Genomic DNA, 21,194 nt, shown 5'->3' with positions numbered 1-21,194 from the left:
GGTTATCACACTATCTACTCCCCTCTCCACTCGGAGAGGGGGTGGGGGTGAGGCCGGTCGGAGATGAGGCTTTTTTTCTTTTATTAATTAATGAACAAACTATTCTTTTACGCCTGCTCGGCACTCTTAGCCAGCGGCGCAGCGTTGACGGCCGTATCGTGTGCCGACGACGATTTGGATAATAACGGCGGTACGAACGGCAATGGTGCCGTTGTCCGTTTTAGTGTAAACGATGTGCAGGAGGGAGCTATCTCTCGTGGAGTTGTGACACGCGGTGCCATCACTCCCGGCTTGGGTAGCAGCGACCTCGCCGGCGGTAAGCTCACAGCCCATAGCAATCGCAACATTGATGTGTGCTTGATCGAAACCACTGTCGAGGGTGTCAATCCCGTTAAGGCAGATGCCCACACACGTGCAGAAATCATCAAGACCTCTACCCTTGGTGACTTCTCCGCCTCTGGTATTCGTGGCACCTCGGCTTCAACCATCCTCACTACTCCAGAGTGGTTCCATGCCAAGAAGACCAAGAGCAATGGTGAACTCTATTCACCCATCTATTGGGCATTCTCACAACCCTTTGCTCGCTTCTTTGCTGTCTCTCCTAACACAGAGAGCTACTCAAAGATGACTATCAACAACACTGCTGCCAGCGGTAGCCCCAGCGTTGAGTTTGAGGTCGATACTGATGTAAAGAAAGAGGTCGACCTAATGACCGCCTGCTCTGGCGATGTACAGTATGCCACAAAGAACGTGCAACCAGTCACCAGCCTCGACTTCCGCCACACCCTTACGGGTATTCGCTTTGCCGTTGGTCAAAACCTCTCTTGGAACAAGACCATCGATAAGGTAGAGTTACGAAACGTATTGCTCAAGAGCAAGTATGTGCTCTCAAAGCAATTCAATGGCACAGGAGCAGCATGGGATCACACAGGATATAGCATGCGTGGCAATGCCGTACTCTCTGGTGTCAGCGTTAGCACCAGTGCGAGCCCTAACACCACTATCATGGGTAATGCAGGCGATAACTACACGTTCTATATGATTCCGCAGCAGCTCACAGGTCTTGTCACTGCTTACGTGCATTGCACCGATGGAACCACTATCACCGTACCTTTAAAGGGTGAATGGAAAGCAGGTACAACCCGTACTTATAAGCTAAGCCAGACCAACTCTACTTGGACTTACACGCTTGAGGGCACTGACCCTACACGTGCTGCCAACTATGATGAGACCACCTCACAAGCTTACAGCATTAAGAGTTTCCGTGAAGATCCTGCCACACATGTTCAGCAGGCAGTGGCTTGGAAGGTTGTTGGTTACGATGCCAATGGCGATGGAACCTTCTCTATGACAGAGAAGCCGGCTTGGTTGACCAGCCTTAGCAAGACAGAGGGCGCTGGTGGTACTGCTGCCGACCAGGGTACAGCTACATTGACAAAAGACGTTACCGATTTGCTCGCTCTGCGTAATAAGACTCTCAAGGAGGCAACAATCACAAGTTCTGCAAGTGCTCCTTACGACCTTTCTTTGCATGACCACAATGGTAATACGACATTACGCAACACTGCCAACTCTTACCTTATCTCTGCTCCCGGTCATTACCGTATCCCGCTCGTTTATGGTAATGCCATTGAGAATGGGGCAACCAATGCGAACTCTTACACCAGCCATGCCGCTGCAGGTAATTCATACGTATTGTATAACTTTAAAGACCACAATAACCAAAACATCACTGATCCTTGGATAGAGAAGACCAACGGTGGTGCTAATGCGAGTGTCGATGGTGCAGAAGTAGTCTGGGCAGATGCTGCCAACCTCGTTCATTCTCCTTCTATCACACATGTTGGTGGTGAGGGCTTCCTCGACTTCGAGGTTACAGCAGCCGACATCCAAAGTGGCAATGCCGTTGTTGCAGTTACCAAAGGTAGTGGTGCTTCAAAAACAGTTCTTTGGTCATGGCATTTGTGGTTTGCTCCTAAGGATGCGCTCGATAAGATTCCTGTTACTAACCATCAAGGTAAGGTCTATAACTTTACCAAGGAGACCTTGGGTTGGAAGCCAACCAATTGGAGTGGTTCTACGTACGACAAGCCTCGTACTGTCAAAGTCAAGGTCGAACAGACCGTTGCAAACAACGGCACAAAACAGGACGCCGTTATTAATATTACCCAGAATCCTGGTAGCGTAAAGCAGGGTGCTACCACCCTTTACCAGTTCGGTCGTAAGGACGCCTTCCCTGGTGTTGCTACAAGTGATCTAAAGGCTGGTAGTATCACCGAGAATGCAGGTGATAATATGACTATTTCGAATAATATTCAGAATCCAGATAAGTTCTATATCTACGGTTCATCGGTATATACCAACTATGGCTATTATAACCTTTGGTCAGCTGATAACACAGTTACAGGTGGTTATAATGTTGGTAATGACAATCCTGTCGTTAAGACGGTTTACGATCCTAGTCCTGTTGGTTTCAAGATGCCAGCCAACAATGCGTTTACAGGGTTTACCACAACGGGTCTGAATTCAACGTCTCAATCAGAGATGAATGTTGACGGTACAAGTGATTGGCAGCAGTGGACAAATAATTTTGGTCATAACTTCTGGACCAATAGTAGTAAGACAGCTACTATCAACTTCCCTGCTTCGGGCTTACGCTACAGCAATGTTGGTTCGCTCGGCAGCGTCGGCTACTACGGTTATTATTGGTCGGCGGTTCCGTACAACACGTACAATGGTTGCAACCTGTTCTTCTACTCGGGCAGCGTGTACCCGCTGTTCGGCTACACTCGTACCTATGGGTTCGCGGTTCGGGCTGTCTCAGAATAATTCGATTGATTTGATTCATTTGATTTATTGCCGGCGGGCTCGCCCCGCCCGCCGGCAAAAGAAACCGGCGAAGCCGGTCGATGAAAATTTCTGTTTTTTATCCTTGCCTCCCTCGTGAGGAGGCGAGGATAAACATAAAAAAAGATTTTAAAATAAAAAGATGGTAACGACAATGAGTATAAAAGAGATTGTTGAAGCAGAGAAAAGCAATACGAGCAAGATTTATCTTTATCGTGAGGGTTTGTTTTTTCGTGCTTATGAGGTTTCGGCATTTGCCCTGTGCAGTTTTGTGCATCCTTTTAAGGTTATTAAGCGTCAGCTGAAGGTGCTTAATGGTGAGGAGGTAGCCTATGTTGGTTTCCCTGCTTCGTCAGAAGAAAAATATTTGAGTGGTCGGAATATCATAGAGTCGGATGACGCTCACAAAGTGATAGGTTTAGCAGATCCCATTGATTTGAATGCTTTTGCAGAGTGGAAGCAGGGGGTGGAGTTAAAGGAGTCGGCACCAGCGAGCTGTTCGGTGCCAGAAGTTATGGGGCATTGCGAAGGAAATGGTGTTTTGGAGAAGCTGCGAGCGTTTAATCTTGCTAATAGTACGCCTATGCAGTGCATGATGTTTATAGCGCAGCTGCAAGAGATTTTAAAAGGATTGAAGTAAGGACCGATTTTTGAAGAAAAGGAGAAGCCCATGGCACAGTACGATAATTTGCCAGTGTTTAAGGCTATCTATGACTTACTGTTGGAGGTTTATCAGCGTACGCGCAATGTCCCTCGTGATTTGCGTTATACACTGGTTCAGGACTTGAAGAATGAACTTCTGGACTTGATGGTTCTTGTTTATCAAGCGAATGGTCAACGTGAGAAAGAGCCTCTTTTACGGAAGAGCCTTGAGGTGTTTATGTATGTACGGCTACGCATACGCCTGTTGAAAGACATGCATCACTTGAGCATACCGCAGTTTGCACAACTCTGCCTAAAGACGGAGAGCATCTCAAAGCAACTGACGGCATGGCATAAGTACAGTCAAAAGGTTGCAAACGAAGAGGGAAAAGACACTGAAACGAAGGTGTGAACAGAGAGGAAGGAGAACGAACTACGAATATCGCTAATTATACGAATAAGCAAGATGAAAGCAATGAAACAAACTATAATCACAACCTACGAAAAGATATACTCAGGGCACACTGACTTGTTCATGTGCTTTGTGCTGATAATACTTGTCTTATTCTCGTCTGCTCTCCCTGCTCAGGCTACGCCAGAATGTCAGCGATTACGGTCGCAGGCAGCGTGCATTAGTAAATTCAGTAACCCACCAGTACACGTAAATGGTGCGCAAAAGCCCCGTGGCAATGCGTCGTGGCTGGTTATGGTATTCCAATCTGTTGGGTGGTTATCAGTCTTTGCTTCGCATTTCCTTTATGGGCTTGCAAACAGGGGCTGTTCCCATGCTTCATTTAATGAGTGGTTACTACACTTCCCTGCTTCGGGCTTACGCAACAACAATGATGGTTCGCTCAACAACGTCGGCAACAACGGTTATTATTGGTCGGCGGTTCCGAACAACACGAACAATGGTTGCAACCTGAACTTCAACTCGGGCAACGTGAACCCGCTGAACAACAACACTCGTACCTATGGGTTCGCGGTTCGGGCTGTCTCAGAATTTACCGCCTGGCATGTGGACGAGTTGACGAGAAAGTCAGCTATCATCATTTATTATCATCCATTACTCCTCAATCAATGAATCTATTGAACGATATATTTGCAGCCTACTATGATGCTCGGCGGAATAAGCGGAACACAGAGAGCCAAATGAAGTTTGAGATGAATCTTGAACATAACCTCATGCAACTCTACGACGAACTGCGTTTACGTTCTTATCGTCCCTCACCTTGCATCTGCTTTATCACGTTTGATCCTGTACAACGAGAGATATTTGCCTCGTCGTTTAAGGATCGTGTGGTGCATCATTTATTGTTCAACTACATTGCACCACTGTTTGAAACAACGTTTATACACGATAGTTACTCGTGCCGTGTGGGGAAAGGGACTTTGATGGGTGTGGAACGGTTTGAACACCACCTGCGTAGCTGCACGCAGAACTATACTCGATCAGCTTACGTGCTGAAACTTGACATACAAGGGTATTTTATGAGTATTCCGAAACGTGAACTGCGGGAGTTGTTGCGCAAAGAGATGGATAAGAAGCCGCAATGGAACAAGATGATTGACCGTGGGCTGGTTGATTTCCTAATTGACTGCATTCTGCTGCGCGACCCTACGAGTGATGTGCGCATTGTTGGGGGCGAGGAGGATTGGGAGGGATTGCCACCCTCAAAGAGTCTCTTCCGTTCGACAAAAGGTACAGGGCTACCCATTGGCGACCTCACGTCACAGCTATTTAGTAACATTTATCTGAATCAGCTTGACCAGTTTGCTAAACGTCAGCTACACTTAAAGCATTATGGACGATATGTTGACGATTTTTATGTTATAGATACTGACCATCGTAAGCTGGCGAGATTGATAGGGCTGTTTCGTGATTATCTGCATGATGAGTTACACCTTACGTTGCACCCAAAGAAGATTAGCTTGCAGCACTGCTCAAAGGGGATGACGTTTCTTGGTGCTTACGTTATGCCTTACAGACGTTATCCGCGGTGGCGCACGATACGAAAGTTTCGTTTTCGGATGCGCCAGATAGAACAGTTTTGCAGCCGTGAGAAGGCTCTGAATCGTCGGCAGGTGTTGTTCTTACGGAGCGTGATAAACTCTTATTGTGGTTATCTAGGGCACTTTAAATCATTTCTGCTTCGGAAAGTAGCTGTTGACCGCCACCCGTTTTATCGGTACTTCCTTTTCTTTGGAGGGTTTTATGTGGCAGGGTTGAAATCTGTAGGAGTTGTAATGGATGAAGTTGTCTCCATTCTTTGAGGTTACCGAGTTTATCCCTATGGATAGTACTTAAAAGGAGGAAAATGTAAAGAAAAATCCGCAAGTTATGCGGAAGTAATAAATCTAATTATTAACAGGCTGCAAGCTGTGAAAATCGGCAGTTTGACGAAAGTACATATTGTGGGGCACAAAAGTACATTTCGTGGGGCACGAAAGTATATATTGTCAGCCACGAAAGTATATGGCGTAAGACACGGGTGTGCGACTCGTAATGATGGCTGGTAGAAACAGTGTTGCAGTGTAAAAATCTTTTATTATGGCGTTTTATAAAAAAGCTCAAATGAAGGTGAACGGCAAATGGTATCCTAAGTCCGTTCTAGTGGTAAGTCCGGCAACAACCGAACAAGTAGCGAAACGAATCGCAGCCGAATCAACGGTAAGCCCTGCCGATGTGCAGGCGGTGTTGATAGCCTTGGGTGGCGTGATGGGCGACTTTATGGCACAGGGTCGCTCGGTAAAGCTGGATGGTATCGGTTCGTTTTATTTCACAGCTGTGACAACGAAAAACGGTGTCGATAAGCCAGAAGATGTAAATGCCACGTTGATTCGTGGTATTCGTGTCCGCTTCTTGCCCGAAACCCGTTATCGTGGTGCTGGCAAGGGTCGCGTTTCCACCCGTGGCTTGTCAGATGTTGACATTGAGTGGGAAGAGTGGAAAGGGGAGGATAAAAAAAGCCTCACCCCCGCCCCCTCTCCGAATGGAGAGGGGAGTGAAGAGAACCCTGGACCACAGGCTGGGTAGGAAGCCTCCCCAAGCCCCTCCGGAGGAGGGGATGTGCCTACGGGGGCTAGTTATGGAAAAGTAAAGAAAGGCAAGAAAATGGGGACAGACGATGGCGTCTGTCCCTATTGTTTAATATATTGATAAGGGGTAATTCTCTATACAGGTTAGAAGGATTAAGGTTCTATTGGTGCTTGTATATATCTCCGTGTTTTGTCTCAATGAAGAGAACATGGAAAATCTTATCTATTTGTAGACCAACAAGTGCTGTGTTGTTTCCATTTGATCGGAATACATGGAGCTCTTCTACGTCTGGTGTTATGAAATTAGGAATTTGAGGTATGATACTTTCTCTCGGTATTTTCTCCATGCCAAAGGAATGGCGTGCAGAAGTTCTTATTTGGTTCCATCCTAATTCGGATAGTTTCCTCAATCGTATAAGGAAATCGAAAAAGAACTTATGGTCTTTACAATCTCTGATGGAATGTTCCTGTAGGTACTTAAAAGAGAATAAGGGGTAATCGATACTCTCGTAGACCCCTATATGTTCCTCTGTGATGTTCTTGTTGGTAGAGATTCCTTTAATAAAGGAGTTCCTTTTTGTGTCTTTCCTTTTCTTAGCTTTTGCCATTATTTCAATCGCTTTTTAAAGAAAGATTGCATAAGTTCTTTGTTGATGATATTGCCTTGTCCCGTTGGTGTTGCTTTCCAAGGAGTTTCGGAATGTGTCATATCCATAAGTCCGATGGCATCATAGGCACCATAAACTCTATAAACTTCAGAGAAAAGAGCTTCTTCTTTTTTATCAAGAGGAAGTTCTTCTTCGGTTTCGGGCATAATTCCTTGTCTACCACAATTCTTATAATGAGAGTACACAGATGGTACAACAGGTCCGTACATCCAAGCCTCGATATCCTCATCAAAGAGAGGAGTGCCGAAATAAGCAAGATGGAAACCTTGTTGATAGTAAAGCATCTTTTGTAATTTCATGTTAGACATGAGATCCCCACTTTCATTATTCTTTGCCCGTAGTAATAACTTGTTAGCTATGTCTAATACTTTATAAGCCATGATCATGTAGTTTGTTTTAGACTGCAAAGATAGTTATTCTTTTCTTGAAAACAAAGTAAATACCTGTTGAAGTGTTACTCGTCCTCCTCATCGTCATCAAAGCCAAACATTGCTGGATCGATGAAGGCATCTATCTGGCGACGATCTTTCTTAGTGGGGCGACCAGTACCTCGTGCTCTGTCAACGAAACCACTGATACGACTCATCTCAAGTAGTTCGTATTGCTTTGCTTCGGTGACATTCTCATATATTTCGGGGATTAGTTTTGCTCCAACGCGCTGTTCGATGGTTTTAAGCACCTTAAACGAATAGGTTATAGGAGGCTTCTTTACGCTTACTACTTCACCCACTTTGATAGTGTGAGAAGGCTTTACGTTTACGCCCTTAATCGTCACACGACCATTCTTACAGGCGTCTGCTGCAATAGAGCGAGTTTTAAAGATGCGTGCAGCCCATAGCCATTTATCTATTCTTGCAACGTCGTTCATGTCTTTTTTAGTAGTTGTGTTACTTTTTCCCAAGCTTGTTAAATTGATTCATGGTGATATCTAAGCCTGCTAAAACAAAACTCTTGATGATATCTACACCTAAATCAATTGCAGGTTGAAGGACTTTCATATCATCTTCTGAATAATGACCAAGTACCCAGTCTATTTGACCTCCACGTGGGTAATCGTTGCCAACACCCATGCGTAATCGTGCATAATTTTGTCCGATGAGTTGTTGAATATGACCCAAGCCATTGTGCCCACCATTTGATCCATTCCCTTTTAAGCGAAAAGCACCTAGTGGTAATGCGACATCGTCAGAAATAACGAGTAGTCGATTTTGGTCAATATTCTCCTTATTCAACCAATAACGAACAGCATTCCCTGATAGATTCATGAATGTTGTAGGCTTGAGAAGAATGATTTTCCGCCCTTTAATAGTCGTTTCTGCTATGAAACCATAGCGTTTATCTTCAAAAACAATATTGGACGCTTTAGCGAAAGCGTCCAATACCATAAATCCTGTGTTGTGCCTAGTTCCCTCGTATTCATGACCTGGGTTGCCTAGTCCACATATCAAATACTTATCCAATTGTAATATATCGTTAAGATTATTCAGCCTCAGCTTCTGCAGCTGCTGCAGCCTGAATAGAGTTACGTGTAGCCTTGATAGAGCAAACGACAACCTCTTTAGGAGTTACCAACTCGAGACCCTCAAAACTTAGCTCACCAACCTTGATACTCTTACCAAGGTGAAGATTGGTAACATCGATGTCTAGGTGCTCTGGAATCTGCTGATAAGGAGCCTTAACATTGATCTTACGAATAGACATGTTCATACGTCCACCATCACGTACACCCTGTGCTAAACCAACGAGCTTAACTGGTACGCCCATAACGATAGGCTTCTGGTCGTTTACTTCATAGAAGTCTACGTGAAGCAAAGCATCTGTTACTGGGTGGAACTGGAGTTCCTTAAGAACTGCTGTGTGTCTCTCGCCGTCAATAACCAACTCTACAACGTAGATGTGTGGAGTGTAAACCAACTTGCGAAGTTCTGCCATAGAAGCAGTGAATGACAATGCCAATGGCTTGCCGTCTTTCTGTGCCTCACCATAAAGGTTACAAGGAACTAAACCTTCCTTACGAAGTTGCTTTGAAGCTTTCTTTCCAAGGTCTGTACGCTTCTGACCTGCTACTTTAATTTCTTTCATAACTTTGTGTTACTCTAAATTAATATGAACGTTAATTCGCCATCACACACTGAGAAATAACAACGCTAAGTCTTTATAGAACTTTTAATATCTCTTTCTCAATTTGCCGAAAGCGGTGCAAAGTTACCTCTTTTCACTGGACTACACAAGTATTGTCTTAAAAAACATAGAAAAAGAATGTTTTGTTTGCATGTGCGAAGGAATTTTCCTACATTTGCAAAGTTAAAGAATTCAATAGAAACACAATCTTTTAGAACAGACAATGATCAATAGGGAATTAATTAGAATTAAGATTGTCCAGTTAACCTATGCATACTATCAGAACGGTAACAGGAATATGGACAATGCGGAGAAGGAATTGCTTTTCAGTTTGGCAAAAGCGTATGATCTCTACAATTACCTCTTGGCTTTAATTGTATCTATCACGCAAGAGGAGCGCCATCGCGTTGAGATAAATGCTAATCGTGCTACACGTGAAGGAACAGAGGCTCCTTCTCAACGTTTTGCTTATAATAAGTTTGCAGTACAACTAGAGGAGAATAAGCAGCTCAACAGGTTCATGGAGACGCAGAAACATCGTTGGGAAGATGATATGGAGGTTGTTCGTAAACTTTGTGACCAGATAGAACAGAGTACAATCTACCAAGAGTATATGGTGAACGAAGAGGATTCGTATGATGTAGATCGTGAGGTTTGGCGTAAAATCTATCGTACTTTGATACAAGAGAACGCAGACTTAGATGCAATTCTAGAGGAGAAGAGTCTTTATTGGAATGATGATAAAGAGATTGTTGATACCTTTGTTCTTAAAACGATTAAGCGTTTTGACCCAGAAAATAAGGCAGATCAAGAACTCTTGAAGGAATATAGAGAAGAGGATGATCGTGAGTTCGCTATTAAGCTATTCCGTTCTACTATTCTTAATGCTGATGAATATCAACGTTATATGAGTGAGTCTAGTCGTAACTGGGACTTCTCTCGTCTGGCTTATATGGATGTTGTTATCATGCAAATAGCCATTGCGGAGATGTTGACATTCCCTAATATTCCAGTGACTGTAACCATCAATGAGTATGTTGACTTAGCTAAGTTGTATAGCACTCCACGAAGTGGCGGATACATTAATGGAATGCTTGATGCTATTGCACGCCATCTTATTCAGACGGGTAAGATGATGAAGGTAATGCCAGAACCTCGTCCTCGTCGTGCCTATGTAGATAATCAGCGGAACAATGCTCCCCGTCGAGAGGGACGTCGCCCAACGATTGCGCAGACATCGGCTCAGCGCATTGCTAGTCGCACGCAGCCTGATGTTCCACAAGAGAATATTGAATAATCAATTTGTTTTATGTATGGAGTTCTTCTTTGGAAAAGTAGGCTTCATGTAGATAAACTTTTTTTAATAGTACAATAAAAGTAATAAATAGATAAAATGAATACAGCTATGTTTTTAGCCGCACAACCTACCCAAGGTGGTGGTGGTTGGCAGATGATAGTCATGATGGTAGTAATCTTTGCCATCATGTGGTTCTTAATGATTCGTCCACAACAGAAGAAACAGAAAGAAATTCGTGCTTTTCAGAATGCATTGAAAGCAGGTGACACTGTTGTTACTGGTGGTGGTATCTATGGTACAGTCAAGAAGATTGATTTGGCAACTAATAAGGTTGACATAGAGATTGCACACAATGTTGTAATCACCGTAGATAAAGGTTACGTCTTTGCTAGCGTACAGGCTTCACAACAGGGGCAGTCAAAGTAAAAACGATCTCATAAAGGAGTAATTTATTTGATGAAGATAGGCAAATCGCTGCATACACTCAATCTCTTCAGAAGCTTCTTGTCGATAATCATCAACAAGGAGTTTCTGATTTTTTTGTTCTTCCTTGTATTAAGTGGTGGATTTTGGCTTATTATGACGCTAAATGAAACCTATGAGCGGGAGTTTAGCATACCACTTCGTATGGCAGACGTTCCTCGTAATGTTGTTATTACGAGTGATCCTGATTCTGTTGTTCGTTTTACGGTTCGCGATAAAGGCTATATGATAGCAGCTTATGGTGCAGAGGATGCTTTCCGCCCCATTTATGCAGACTATAGACTCTATACTGATGGGCACAGCCGGGGCGATATTTCTGTCGCAGATCTTCAAAAACAAATTTATCTTCAGTTGGCTAAAAGCTCGAAGATAACCTCGGTCAAAGGTGGAAAACTCTCGTTTTCATTCAATTTCGGACAACATAAGAAGGTTCCTGTGCATTTGTTAGGAACGGTAGTGCCAGGTAAGAATTATTATCTAGCACACGTTGACTTTGTTCCCGATAGTGTACAGGTTTATGCCGCTAGGAATGTATTGGACAGTATTCAAACGGTCTATACAAAACGTCAGTATATTACCAATTTCACCGACGTGAAGGAGATGACGATTGATCTTCGGAAGTTCACGAATGCGAAGTGCATACCATCGAAAGTGAAGATGAAACTCTACCCTGATGTCCTTACGGAAGAAAGCGTAGAAGTACCAATAGAGGCTATCAACATGCCAGAAGACAAGGTAATGCGCACATTCCCAAGTAAGGTAAAGGTTCGCTTTGTCGTTGGTGCTTATCGTATGCGTAGTATGCCGAAGAATGCAGAGACAAAGGAATTACTGCCCGTAGACTTCCGAATTGTCGTTAATTATAAGGATATAGAGTCTACCCATTCGGACAAATGCCGCCTATATATCCTCAATACTCCTAATGGGGTTCGAAATGTTCGTCCGTCGGTCAATACTGTTGATTATTTAATTGAGCAGCGATGATTATTGCAATAACAGGTGGTATTGGTAGTGGTAAGTCCTATGTGTGCCAAATATTAGCTATGCGTGGTATAAAGGTATACGATTGTGATGCCCATGCTAAGCTACTCATGCGCACTTCGATTCAGTTGCAAAAGAATCTAAAGCTGTTAGTTGGCGATCATGTTTATAAAAAAGGTGTATTGCAGAAAGCTGTTCTTGCCGATTATCTCCTTCGTGATGATGCCCATGTGCAGGCTGTTAATAATATTATTCATCCTGCTGTTGCACGTGATTTCGAACAATCAGGAATGTCGTGGATAGAGAGTGCCATTCTCTTTGATAGTCATTTCTACGAACGCACACATATAGATAAGGTGGTATGTGTCACTGCTCCGATAGAAGTGCGTATACAACGTGTTATGCAAAGGGATGCTATCAGCAGAGAGAAAACTCTCGATTGGATAAACCGACAATTACCGCAAGAAGAAGTCTTGAAGCGTAGTGATTATGAAATTATCAATGATGGAATACAATCATTAGACCAGCAGATAGACTCCCTGCTCACACAACTATCTTCCACAGAGAACCATTCCTAAGAATAAAGAGAGTTATTAATTCAGAATAATTTAACAATAAACAATTTATAAGAAAATGTTACAGACAATTCTTTCAATTGCAGGCAAACCAGGACTCTATAAGTTGGTTAGCCGTGGTAAATCGAATCTTATCGTTGAATCACTCGATGAGACGCACAAGCGTCAACCAGCTTTTGCTACCGACAGAGTAACCAGTCTTGCTGATATTGCAATGTTCACTGATAGCGAGGATGTGCCATTGGGCGAAATATTGACTAAGTTGCGTGATAAAGAGAATGGCAAAGTTGCTTCCCTTAATTGGCGTAAGGCATCTGCAAAGGAGCTACAGGCTTACTTTGGAGAGGTGCTTCCTAACTTCGATCGTGACCGTGTTCACAACAGCGATATCAAGAAACTTCTTCAGTGGTACGAGATCCTTGTAAAGGCAGGAGAAACCAACTTTGAAGAGGATATGAAGCCTACCGAGGGTGATAACATCGATGACAGAAAGTAATTGAAATCATATAAAACGCTTAGAGCTGCTAAGTGTTAGAATACGAAAAAGCCCCGAGTACAAGCGTACTTGGGGCTTTTAACATCACAATTTATTCAATTCAGTATAATCCTTCTTTCATCAATAACTAGACAACTAGACTTTATCCCAAAGTCTTTCAAATCTTTAGTCTACAGCAATCTGCCTTGCAACCTTCTGTTCTTGTATCTGAATCTTAGGCAAAACAACCGTCAATACGCCATTATTAACACGTGCTGCGATATGCTCTTTTTGTACATCATCAGGCAAAATCAGTGTCTGCTCATACTTGCTGTAAGCAAACTCACGACGCAAGTAATGACCTTTCTTCTCTTGCTCCTCGGCTTTCTTCTCCATCTTAATGGTTAAGTCACCATCACTATTGATGTTTACATCGAAATCCTCCTTGCTTAGTCCAGGTGCTGCAAGCTCCACAGTGTATTCTTTTTCAGACTCCAGTACGTTGATAGCTGGTGCTGTTGCATTTGTCTTAGGCATATTTGCTGTATTCAAAAAGTCATTGAAAACTTCTGGTAACCATGAATTTCTATACATATCTTTTATCTCCTTTACTTTATGTTATTATTATCGTTTTTGTACTGACCATAATGCAAGGAGCATACCAAGGGATTATGTGTGACAAAATGACTGCATATACTGACATTATGGCTTGCAAGTATATATTCTTTTCTATTTTGTAATGTGAATCTCTTTTAATGGAGGTCTTTTAACATTGAGATACAACTAAATATGAGTGAAGCTAATCTATTTTTATAATATATGGGTGTTCTATTCCTATGTGAGAAAGGTATTCTCTTTTCTTGCAACTTTTACTTCAGTTTCGTATAAATGTTGGTAAACCAAGTTAGTTTGTAATTTATTCTGTAGCCTTACAAACTATGTTTTTGTAGTGGAATAAATGCTATCTTCATAAGAAATCATAATCTAGAAACATGAAGTAAACAGGGAGCTATGTGCTTTCCTTTAATACGTTAAATGTTAAGATACTGCTTTATTCACTATTAGGATCGTGTATAAAGCAACGCAGGAGCAGACAATAATATCTGTTCCTGTGTTTATTTATTTCGTTTCGAGTAGTTCCTGCAGGACGACAGCATTGTTATGTTGCTCGTCATGTGCAGCATAAAGTAGTGTTACATCAGGATGTTCTTGGATGGCTTGACGTAACTCCTCCAATGCGCCAGATGCTTGTAACTCTGCTTTGTAACGCTCGGTAAACTCGTTGAAACGCTCTGGGTCATGCCCGAACCACTTACGTAATTCATTGCTCGGAGCAACCTCTTTCAGCCAAAGGTCAATCTTCGCTTTCTCTTTACTAATGCCTCTTGGCCACAATCGGTCTACGAGTATTCGATAACCATCGGTTTCTTCTGCCGGCAAGTAAACACGTTTTAGTTTCATAATCTACTCTTTTTAAGAACCTTATTCTATAGCTAATGCTCTCGGGAATATCACTTCGTTTTCCACATAGATATGTTCCAAGAGATAATTGCGGAACTGTTTTAAGTCTGCTAAAGCCTTTACATATTCAGGTTCTGCACCTTCTGGGGCTGTGTAGTTATTAGTCAGTTCTGCAATGCGATCGTGTCGTTCAATCTCATCACTATGGTCAGCCATCATTGCATTGATAGGGAATTGGATGGAACCACAGTGGAATGGAGCGTGCTCCTGACCCAATTCTGCTGCATTGAAAAGCTCTATGATGAAAGGATAGAGTACGTTCTCTTCTTTCTGGCAATGCAAGTCTAAGTCTGCAATACTATTACGGAAATGATCTACAACACGATCTAATTCTGGGTGATTAGCTGCTAATTGGTTCAATCTCTCTAATAGTTCATTACCATATTTGCGTGTGTTACGATGATGAAACTTCAATACGTAATCAACAAGTAAGTCTAGATCCCATGTTTCGAAAGGGATATTTGTTTTGAATTGTGCCTGTGACATATCTTTAAATTGTTATCTTGTTCTTGCTTGCAAAAGTATTAAAAATAACGGAAGGAGGGGAGTAACAAATGTGACCATATCGGGTTAAAGCACGTTAAAAGTATAAGATTACGAGTATTCTTTGTATCTTTGCAGGCATGGAAAGTAATGTTATGAAAGCCCTTCGTGCCTGTCCGCTTTTTGCAGGGATGAGTGATATTGAGATAGAAATAACGCTGGGGAACGTTCCACATCAGTTGGTTTCTCTACCTCCGCATGATGTTTATGCATTGGCAGGAATGCCTTGTCGATCAGTAGATATTATTGTGAGTGGTGTGTTGATATGTCGTATGGCAGCCCTGTCGGGTAAGCAAGTAGAGGTGAGCCGACTGAGAAGTGGTAATCTTGTTGCGCCTGCATTTATCTTCTCTAAAGACCGAAGTCTACCCGTTAGTGTCGAGACTGATGGGCGTGTGGAATTGTTTCGTATGAAGCCCGATAGCCTGAAGTCACTTATTGATAACGATGATGCAATCCGCATGAATTTCATTCGTATCCTTTCTAATATAGATGTTTTCCTTACGCAAAAGATGAAGATTCTTAGTCTATTTACCGTCCGTGAGAAGGTTGCCTACCTACTTTTAGAGCGTGCAGGAGAGCAGGGTAGTAATGAGATACACCTTGAACGCTCACGTCAAGAGATTGCTGATTCATTCGGAATACAGAAGTTCTCTCTTCTGCGTGTGCTTTCCGATTTGGAGAAAGAGGGTGCTATCGAGATTAAGGGTAAGATTATTAAGATACTTAATCGACGTGGGCTTGCTGGCTAAAGAGTATATCTAGCACTTCCTCCAGCTCCTCTCAAGGAGGGGGAGTACCTGACGGGAGATAGTAAGGAGACGCTTTTCTCTAATTGAGAAGGGCGTTTCCTTGTTGTAAGGAAAGGCTCTCTTCATGTCAAGAAGAGCGTCTCTTCATTTGTGCTACCTTTGTTCTTGGCTAACAAGGCATAGCCTTGTTACACATAGACCTTAGTCTCTTTCATATTGTGAAGAGGGGCAACTTGGAAGCAAATAATGGATGAAATGAGGGCTATTTATCAAATAACTGCATTGTAAGTAGCCCATAATTGATGCAGAACTAACATTTTGGCATATAGCTTTTTATTTGTATCTTTGCCTGCCAAAAGAGTAAGAAGTATATGATACTAAATGTTTTATTTATCCTCGTGGGCATTGTGCTCGTTTTATGGGGAGCCGACCGGCTGACTGACGGGGCTGTAGCAGTGGCTGAAAAGATGAAGATGCCACAGATTGTGATAGGGTTAACAATAGTTGCGATGGGCACAAGTATGCCTGAATTTTGTGTGAGTCTTGTGTCTGCACTCAAAGGTACTACCGACTTGGCTGTAGGTAACATCGTTGGTTCGAACATCTTTAATACGCTGTTGATAGTTGGTGTCTCTGCATGGGTAGCACCTATGACTATCTTGAAGTCAACCGTTCGGAAGGATATACCTTTTGCGTTATTTGCCTCACTTGTATTACTAATAATGTGTCTTGATGGTAATATTAGTAGGTTGGATGCAGGCATCCTCTTTGTGCTATTCCTTGTCTTTATGTATGTCACCTTGAAGGGTGCTAAGACGAAAGACGATGATACCACTGCTAAGACAGAGTCCATTGAAGATAAGAAAAAACCTATGGCAGCATGGCTTTCTATCGTATGGATAATCGTTGGATTAGCTTGTCTGATAGGCGGTAGTAACCTTTTTGTGGAAGGTGCAACGAAGGTGGCAGAGCATATCGGTGTGTCGGAAGCAGTCATCGGACTAACCATTGTGGCTGGAGGAACTTCCCTACCAGAGTTAGCAACAAGTGTTGTTTCTGCGCGCAAAGGCAATAGTGGCATTGCTATTGGCAATGTCTTAGGCTCGAATGTGTTTAATATTCTTGCTATCTTGGGCGTTACAGGTGTAATTACTCCTATGCACTTGCAAGGTATAACGATGTTAGACCTCTCAATGATGGTGGTCTCAACGCTGTTAGTATGGCTTTTCTCCTTCACGAAGTATAAGATTGCAAGGTGGGAAGGAGTCGTCCTTACAATAGTGTTTATCGGCTATATGGTCGTGTTGTGTTATTAAATAATGTGTGTCAAATAGCGCGGCTATCTGACACACATTATATATATTACTTCAATAACTTTGCTAATTCTGTCTGCAAAGCTTCACCTCTTAGATCCATTGCAATGATTTTGCCGTCCTTATCGAGGAGTATGTTTGAAGGAATAGAACGAATGCCATAAACCTTACCAGCAGCAGACTGCCAGCCTTTAAGGTCAGACATCTGAGGCCAAGTCATACCGAGCTTCTCAACAGCTGATGACCATTTGAGTTTGTTGTCATCGAAACTAACACCAATAATCTCTAGTCCCTTGTCCTTATATCTCTTATAAGCCTCCACAACGTTAGGCATCTCCTTGCGGCAAGGTGCACACCAGCTAGCCCAGAAGTCGACGAACACATATTTACCCTTACCTGCCCAATCGCTTAGCTTCATTTGCTTACCATTGAGGTCGGTCATTACCAACTCCTTATACATAGAGCCTGGTTCGCGTAGCTTATACATCTCATATAAATCTTTGGCTTTCTTCATCTCTGGCGCATTGTAATAACCCGTTGATGGGTCACATAGCCTCTTCAAGTCTGCATATTCTAGTCCGTCAGCCACCTCCGCAATATATTTTGCAGGGAAAGTAGTAGTCTTGAACTTCTCTGCAATCTCTAGTACAGTAGCCAACTGAACACTATCTAGTGAGTCAGCCTTTGCCATGATTTCTCCAATCTTAGCCTTGTCTGCATCAGTAAATGTAGATGGATCTTTCTGTTTGAGGACTTCAAATTCAGCTTTCAACTTATTATATTCAGTCTCAATCTGAGACATCTTACTCTCGTATGGCTTTGTATCTTGCGCATTAGCAGCAAGTGTTGTAGCAGCCAACATGGTCATTAAAATGATTTTCTTCATATCTTTCATTTGGTTTATATTATGGTTACAAAAGTAATGAAAATATGCTTATCTCCACGTGTATTTAGCTTTTTTTTAGGGCTTATTATGGTAGTTCAGATAAAAAGCGTACCTTTGCAGCCGCTTAATTGAATAGGGGTACTTGCTCAACCCCCTTTAACAAAACAAGACAATGATAAAAAGTAAACAACAAGTGAGTGTGCTGTTTATGCTTTTCAGCATCCTCTTTTGCGTTTGCCTTATTGCGGCAAACACGCTCGAGACAAAGCAAATTTCTGTATTAGGTATCTCATTGACGGGTGGATTGATTGTGTTTCCAATCTCTTACATCATCAACGACTGTGTTTGTGAGGTGTGGGGGTTCCAAAAAGCACGTCTGTTGATATGGACGGGCTTTGCAATGAACTTCTTCTTTGTATCTATGGGGGCTTTATGTGATTGGATACCGGGTGCACCGTATTGGACTAACGAAGCTGGGTTTCATGCTATCTTTGGTCTTGCTCCACGTGTGGCAGCGGCTTCTTTCATAGCTTTCATTGTGGGTTCATTCGCTAATGCCTACGTAATGAGTAAGATGAAACTACGTGATGGAGGTCGTCATTTCTCATGGCGTGCCATCTTGAGTACCATTGCAGGCGAGAGCCTTGACTCTCTCATCTTCTTCCCATTGGCATTGGGTGGCGTTGTTCCAACTCCAGAATTGCCAAAACTAATGCTCTGGCAGGTAGTCTTAAAGACGCTTTACGAGGTAATAGCTTTGCCAATCACTATCCGTGTAGTAAAGAAGTTAAAGCAACATGAAGGGGAAGATGTCTATGACAATGGTGTGAATTACAGCATTTGGAAGATATTTTCTTTGCAGTAGCGCACAAGGTAATAAACAATTAAAAGGGGATGTGCCAATCGGTTGGCATATCCCCTTTCTCGATGTAAGTAAGGCTTGAGTAGTAGTATCTCATGGATGCAAATCTTCTGTAAGTTCTGATAGTGTGCCTAATATTGTCTCAAAGCAAGAATAGTGTTGTGAGGCAAAATAAGAAGACAACCATCGGTAAATATCTAATCTAATGCAGAGCAACTTTATGCGAGTGAGCTTACTATGAGTAAGGTTGCACAACAAACCAGAACCCCGCTTGCTATTCGGATTGGTCAATATCGGTTCCTATTAGTTGTGCGTTTGCGCTCCTTGTCTAATACAGTTTCACTCAGTTTCTTCCTTGTATCTTCTTCTTTTCTCATGTGTTTTACGTCTTTATCTTCCGTACTTTTTGTTTGTCTCATCACGATGAAACTTGTGTCTCATCATGATGAAACTTATGTCTCATCACGATGAGACAAACTTTTTATACGTTTGTAAAAGATGCAGAGCACGTGAGAAATGATTCGCAGACGTGGAGTAAATGATAATGGAACAGGTGGGAGAGGACCTCGAAGCCTATAAGATGTTGGTTAGAGAGGTAATATATGGGGATGGTGTTTGCAATTTACTAACAATGTATTACCTTTGCAAGTAAAACAATATAAACGATTATGGAAAGAAACGAAGAGGGCTTGCAGTCGTTAGGTTCTGCAACCCAATACAGAATGGATTATGCGCCAGAGGTGTTGGAGACGTTTATGAACAAGCATCCAGAGAATGACTATTGGGTGCGTTTCAACTGTCCTGAGTTCACGAGTCTGTGCCCTATTACGGGACAACCCGACTTTGCAGAGATACGTATCTCATACGTCCCTGACGAGCGAATGGTTGAGAGTAAGAGTCTTAAACTCTATCTTTTTAGCTTCCGTAATCATGGTGATTTCCATGAAGACTGTGTGAATATTATCATGAAGGACCTCATCAAGTTGATGGATCCAAAGTATATTGAGGTGACAGGAATCTTCACTCCTCGTGGGGGAATCAGTATCTATCCATACGCTAACTATGGTCGTAAGGGTACGAAGTATGAGCAGTTAGCCGAGCAACGATTTATCACGCACGAATAAAGCAAATACACTCTTTGTTGGTAATACACGTTGATTGTTATGACAACTAAGCGGATTGTATATTCCATCTTTTGGGTTCACATCCTACTAAGTTTCTGTTGGTGGGCATTACATATATGTCTACCAGCAGATTTGCGGATGGAACCCTTGTTCGATACCTTATTATACTATGGCATGCTTGGTACCCTTCCTATATGGTTTTATCCTATGGGGAAAGTAATCCGAAAGAGCTTTAACTATAATGAGATATTGGGTGTATTGGTCATCATCCTTATGAGTGTTATCGTTCTCGTCTGTGGTGTTGTTGGTTTGTTTGTGTTCTCTATTGATGGACCGAAGGCGGTATGGTATAAGGATAAGACTCATATCATTACAGATGGTTATGCGTCACAGGTGTGTTCGTTCTTCGTGTGCGATAGGGGAATGATAGTAGATAAGGTGAAGTCTCAAGGGTTCACTGGTGATTCACCGATAATCCCTGATTCAGCACAATGGAAGTTCTATGATCAATGGGGAGTACTGATTGCATGGTCGGATAATAAGCTTGATGAAGGTCGAGGTATGAAGGCTTATAGCCTTTTTGTTACTGACTCCTTATTATATAAGCGGCATCAGAAGGAAGTCCTAAACCTGCGTAAGTCTTATCTAATGAAGGAACGAAACTATGTTCTCAATGGTCATTTATCGTGTTACGGAAGGTCTCTTCCAAACTATGAGTTCGAATATAACACACGGACACGGATGATGAGTGTAGACGGGGGTGGGTTTGATTCTAAGACTGATGTTAGTTTTAAGTTGTCCCAAGAGGCGAATGATAGTATTGTTGCTTTCATTCACCAGCATCCAGAGGAATATATAGATCATGACGAAGACGTTGAACATTATGGTCAAGGAGATGTATGTGTATGGCTTAATGTAAATAGGCGTACAGTCTTTGACTGTGATAATAGCGACTTTGCACACATGCCAGCTCCTTTCCAGAATATCATTCGTCTATTTGCAAATAAGCATGTACGGGGTCGTGACTTGTTGCAAGTTGTGGATAATATTCATCATTAATCTCCC

At 42.5% G+C, this 21,194-nt stretch carries 25 protein-coding genes; 16 read left to right on the top strand and 9 right to left on the bottom strand.

Going from position 1 to position 21,194, the window contains the following annotated elements; translation table 11 throughout:
* The first annotated feature begins 90 nt into the window (after positions 1-90).
* From HMPREF9969_RS05690 to HMPREF9969_RS05670, 6 genes are all read left to right on the top strand, one after another.
* Complete coding sequence (locus tag HMPREF9969_RS05690) at positions 91-2,829, top strand: hypothetical protein (RefSeq protein ID WP_036895171.1); 2,739 nt, start codon at positions 91-93, stop codon at positions 2,827-2,829.
* Positions 2,830-3,001: 172 nt separating this feature from the next.
* On the top strand, positions 3,002-3,487 hold the full coding sequence (locus HMPREF9969_RS05685) for a hypothetical protein (RefSeq protein ID WP_009434870.1): 486 nt from the start codon (positions 3,002-3,004) through the stop codon (positions 3,485-3,487).
* A 30-nt stretch (positions 3,488-3,517) separates the two neighbouring features.
* Positions 3,518-3,901, top strand: coding sequence for a four helix bundle protein (locus tag HMPREF9969_RS05680; protein WP_009434792.1), 384 nt, complete (start codon positions 3,518-3,520; stop codon positions 3,899-3,901).
* 63 nt (positions 3,902-3,964) lie between these two features.
* Complete coding sequence (locus HMPREF9969_RS12835; RefSeq protein ID WP_156787950.1) at positions 3,965-4,573, top strand: hypothetical protein; 609 nt, start codon at positions 3,965-3,967, stop codon at positions 4,571-4,573.
* On the top strand, positions 4,570-5,763 hold the full coding sequence (locus tag HMPREF9969_RS05675; RefSeq protein WP_156787949.1) for a reverse transcriptase domain-containing protein: 1,194 nt from the start codon (positions 4,570-4,572) through the stop codon (positions 5,761-5,763). Before HMPREF9969_RS12835 ends, HMPREF9969_RS05675 begins: the two co-directional genes overlap by 4 nt.
* Positions 5,764-6,040: 277 nt before the next feature.
* A complete protein-coding gene (locus tag HMPREF9969_RS05670; RefSeq protein WP_036895168.1) occupies positions 6,041-6,526 on the top strand; it encodes an HU family DNA-binding protein in 486 nt (161 codons plus the stop codon).
* A 163-nt stretch (positions 6,527-6,689) separates the two neighbouring features.
* Here the strand turns inward: HMPREF9969_RS05670 and HMPREF9969_RS05665 are convergent, their stop codons facing one another.
* From HMPREF9969_RS05665 to HMPREF9969_RS05645, 5 genes are all read right to left on the bottom strand, one after another.
* Positions 6,690-7,136, bottom strand: coding sequence for a hypothetical protein (locus HMPREF9969_RS05665; RefSeq protein WP_009434865.1), 447 nt, complete (start codon positions 7,134-7,136; stop codon positions 6,690-6,692).
* Complete coding sequence (locus HMPREF9969_RS05660; protein ID WP_036895230.1) at positions 7,136-7,576, bottom strand: Panacea domain-containing protein; 441 nt, start codon at positions 7,574-7,576, stop codon at positions 7,136-7,138. Before HMPREF9969_RS05660 ends, HMPREF9969_RS05665 begins: the two co-directional genes overlap by 1 nt.
* 74 nt (positions 7,577-7,650) lie before the next feature.
* Positions 7,651-8,064 (bottom strand): RNA-binding S4 domain-containing protein, encoded by a 414-nt coding sequence (locus HMPREF9969_RS05655; protein ID WP_009434895.1) that lies wholly within the window; start codon positions 8,062-8,064, stop codon positions 7,651-7,653.
* Positions 8,065-8,083: 19 nt separating this feature from the next.
* On the bottom strand, positions 8,084-8,656 hold the full coding sequence (pth, locus tag HMPREF9969_RS05650; RefSeq protein WP_009434838.1) for an aminoacyl-tRNA hydrolase: 573 nt from the start codon (positions 8,654-8,656) through the stop codon (positions 8,084-8,086).
* Between the two features lie 19 nt (positions 8,657-8,675).
* Positions 8,676-9,278 (bottom strand): 50S ribosomal protein L25/general stress protein Ctc, encoded by a 603-nt coding sequence (locus HMPREF9969_RS05645; RefSeq protein ID WP_009434908.1) that lies wholly within the window; start codon positions 9,276-9,278, stop codon positions 8,676-8,678.
* A gap of 262 nt (positions 9,279-9,540) precedes the next feature.
* Here HMPREF9969_RS05645 and nusB point away from each other — a divergent pair, with 262 nt between their 5' ends.
* From nusB to HMPREF9969_RS05620, 5 genes are all read left to right on the top strand, one after another.
* Entirely contained in the window at positions 9,541-10,614 is a 1,074-nt protein-coding gene (gene nusB, locus HMPREF9969_RS05640; RefSeq protein ID WP_036895165.1) for a transcription antitermination factor NusB, read from the top strand.
* 96 nt (positions 10,615-10,710) lie between these two features.
* A complete protein-coding gene (gene yajC, locus HMPREF9969_RS05635; protein ID WP_004382476.1) occupies positions 10,711-11,040 on the top strand; it encodes a preprotein translocase subunit YajC in 330 nt (109 codons plus the stop codon).
* Positions 11,041-11,070: 30 nt separating this feature from the next.
* On the top strand, positions 11,071-12,081 hold the full coding sequence (locus HMPREF9969_RS05630; RefSeq protein WP_009434883.1) for a CdaR family protein: 1,011 nt from the start codon (positions 11,071-11,073) through the stop codon (positions 12,079-12,081).
* A complete protein-coding gene (coaE, locus tag HMPREF9969_RS05625) occupies positions 12,078-12,656 on the top strand; it encodes a dephospho-CoA kinase (protein ID WP_009434810.1) in 579 nt (192 codons plus the stop codon). The genes HMPREF9969_RS05630 and coaE overlap by 4 nt, the downstream gene beginning before the upstream one ends.
* 55 nt (positions 12,657-12,711) lie before the next feature.
* Positions 12,712-13,149, top strand: coding sequence for a DUF5606 domain-containing protein (locus tag HMPREF9969_RS05620; RefSeq protein ID WP_004382481.1), 438 nt, complete (start codon positions 12,712-12,714; stop codon positions 13,147-13,149).
* 165 nt (positions 13,150-13,314) lie between these two features.
* Here the strand turns inward: HMPREF9969_RS05620 and HMPREF9969_RS05615 are convergent, their stop codons facing one another.
* The 3 genes from HMPREF9969_RS05615 to HMPREF9969_RS05605 all read right to left on the bottom strand — a co-directional run bounded on the left by HMPREF9969_RS05615 (position 13,315) and on the right by HMPREF9969_RS05605 (position 15,135).
* The gene (locus tag HMPREF9969_RS05615; RefSeq protein WP_009434902.1) at positions 13,315-13,722 is read right to left on the bottom strand and encodes an Hsp20/alpha crystallin family protein; all 408 of its coding nucleotides are present in this window, start codon (positions 13,720-13,722) and stop codon (positions 13,315-13,317) included.
* A gap of 525 nt (positions 13,723-14,247) precedes the next feature.
* Positions 14,248-14,589, bottom strand: coding sequence for a DUF488 domain-containing protein (locus HMPREF9969_RS05610; protein ID WP_009434909.1), 342 nt, complete (start codon positions 14,587-14,589; stop codon positions 14,248-14,250).
* 21 nt (positions 14,590-14,610) lie between these two features.
* Complete coding sequence (locus HMPREF9969_RS05605) at positions 14,611-15,135, bottom strand: hemerythrin domain-containing protein (RefSeq protein WP_009434807.1); 525 nt, start codon at positions 15,133-15,135, stop codon at positions 14,611-14,613.
* Positions 15,136-15,272: 137 nt separating this feature from the next.
* Between HMPREF9969_RS05605 and HMPREF9969_RS05600 the strand changes: the two genes are divergently transcribed.
* Positions 15,273-15,944: a Crp/Fnr family transcriptional regulator gene (locus HMPREF9969_RS05600; protein ID WP_036895161.1), complete on the top strand. Its 672-nt coding sequence runs from the start codon at positions 15,273-15,275 to the stop codon at positions 15,942-15,944.
* A gap of 371 nt (positions 15,945-16,315) precedes the next feature.
* Positions 16,316-17,260, top strand: a complete 945-nt coding sequence (locus HMPREF9969_RS05595) for a calcium/sodium antiporter (protein WP_009434877.1) — start codon at positions 16,316-16,318, stop codon at positions 17,258-17,260.
* Positions 17,261-17,306: 46 nt separating this feature from the next.
* Here HMPREF9969_RS05595 and HMPREF9969_RS05590 read toward each other — a convergent pair whose 3' ends face one another.
* The gene (locus tag HMPREF9969_RS05590; protein WP_009434805.1) at positions 17,307-18,152 is read right to left on the bottom strand and encodes a TlpA family protein disulfide reductase; all 846 of its coding nucleotides are present in this window, start codon (positions 18,150-18,152) and stop codon (positions 17,307-17,309) included.
* A 163-nt stretch (positions 18,153-18,315) separates the two neighbouring features.
* Here HMPREF9969_RS05590 and HMPREF9969_RS05585 point away from each other — a divergent pair, with 163 nt between their 5' ends.
* From HMPREF9969_RS05585 to HMPREF9969_RS05575, 3 genes are all read left to right on the top strand, one after another.
* Positions 18,316-19,008 carry a queuosine precursor transporter gene (locus HMPREF9969_RS05585; RefSeq protein WP_009434923.1) on the top strand — a complete coding sequence of 231 codons (693 nt, stop codon included), beginning with the start codon at positions 18,316-18,318 and terminating at the stop codon, positions 19,006-19,008.
* A 665-nt stretch (positions 19,009-19,673) separates the two neighbouring features.
* Entirely contained in the window at positions 19,674-20,129 is a 456-nt protein-coding gene (queF, locus tag HMPREF9969_RS05580) for a preQ(1) synthase (RefSeq protein WP_009434927.1), read from the top strand.
* Between the two features lie 39 nt (positions 20,130-20,168).
* Positions 20,169-21,188, top strand: a complete 1,020-nt coding sequence (locus HMPREF9969_RS05575; RefSeq protein ID WP_232212653.1) for an endopeptidase — start codon at positions 20,169-20,171, stop codon at positions 21,186-21,188.
* Positions 21,189-21,194: the final 6 nt, after the last annotated feature.

The sequence above is a fragment of the Prevotella sp. oral taxon 306 str. F0472 genome (assembly GCF_000257925.1).
Classification (GTDB): domain Bacteria; phylum Bacteroidota; class Bacteroidia; order Bacteroidales; family Bacteroidaceae; genus Prevotella; species Prevotella vespertina.
The sequence above is the reverse complement of the archived record's forward strand: the minus strand, read 5'-3'. Positions and strand labels throughout refer to the sequence as shown.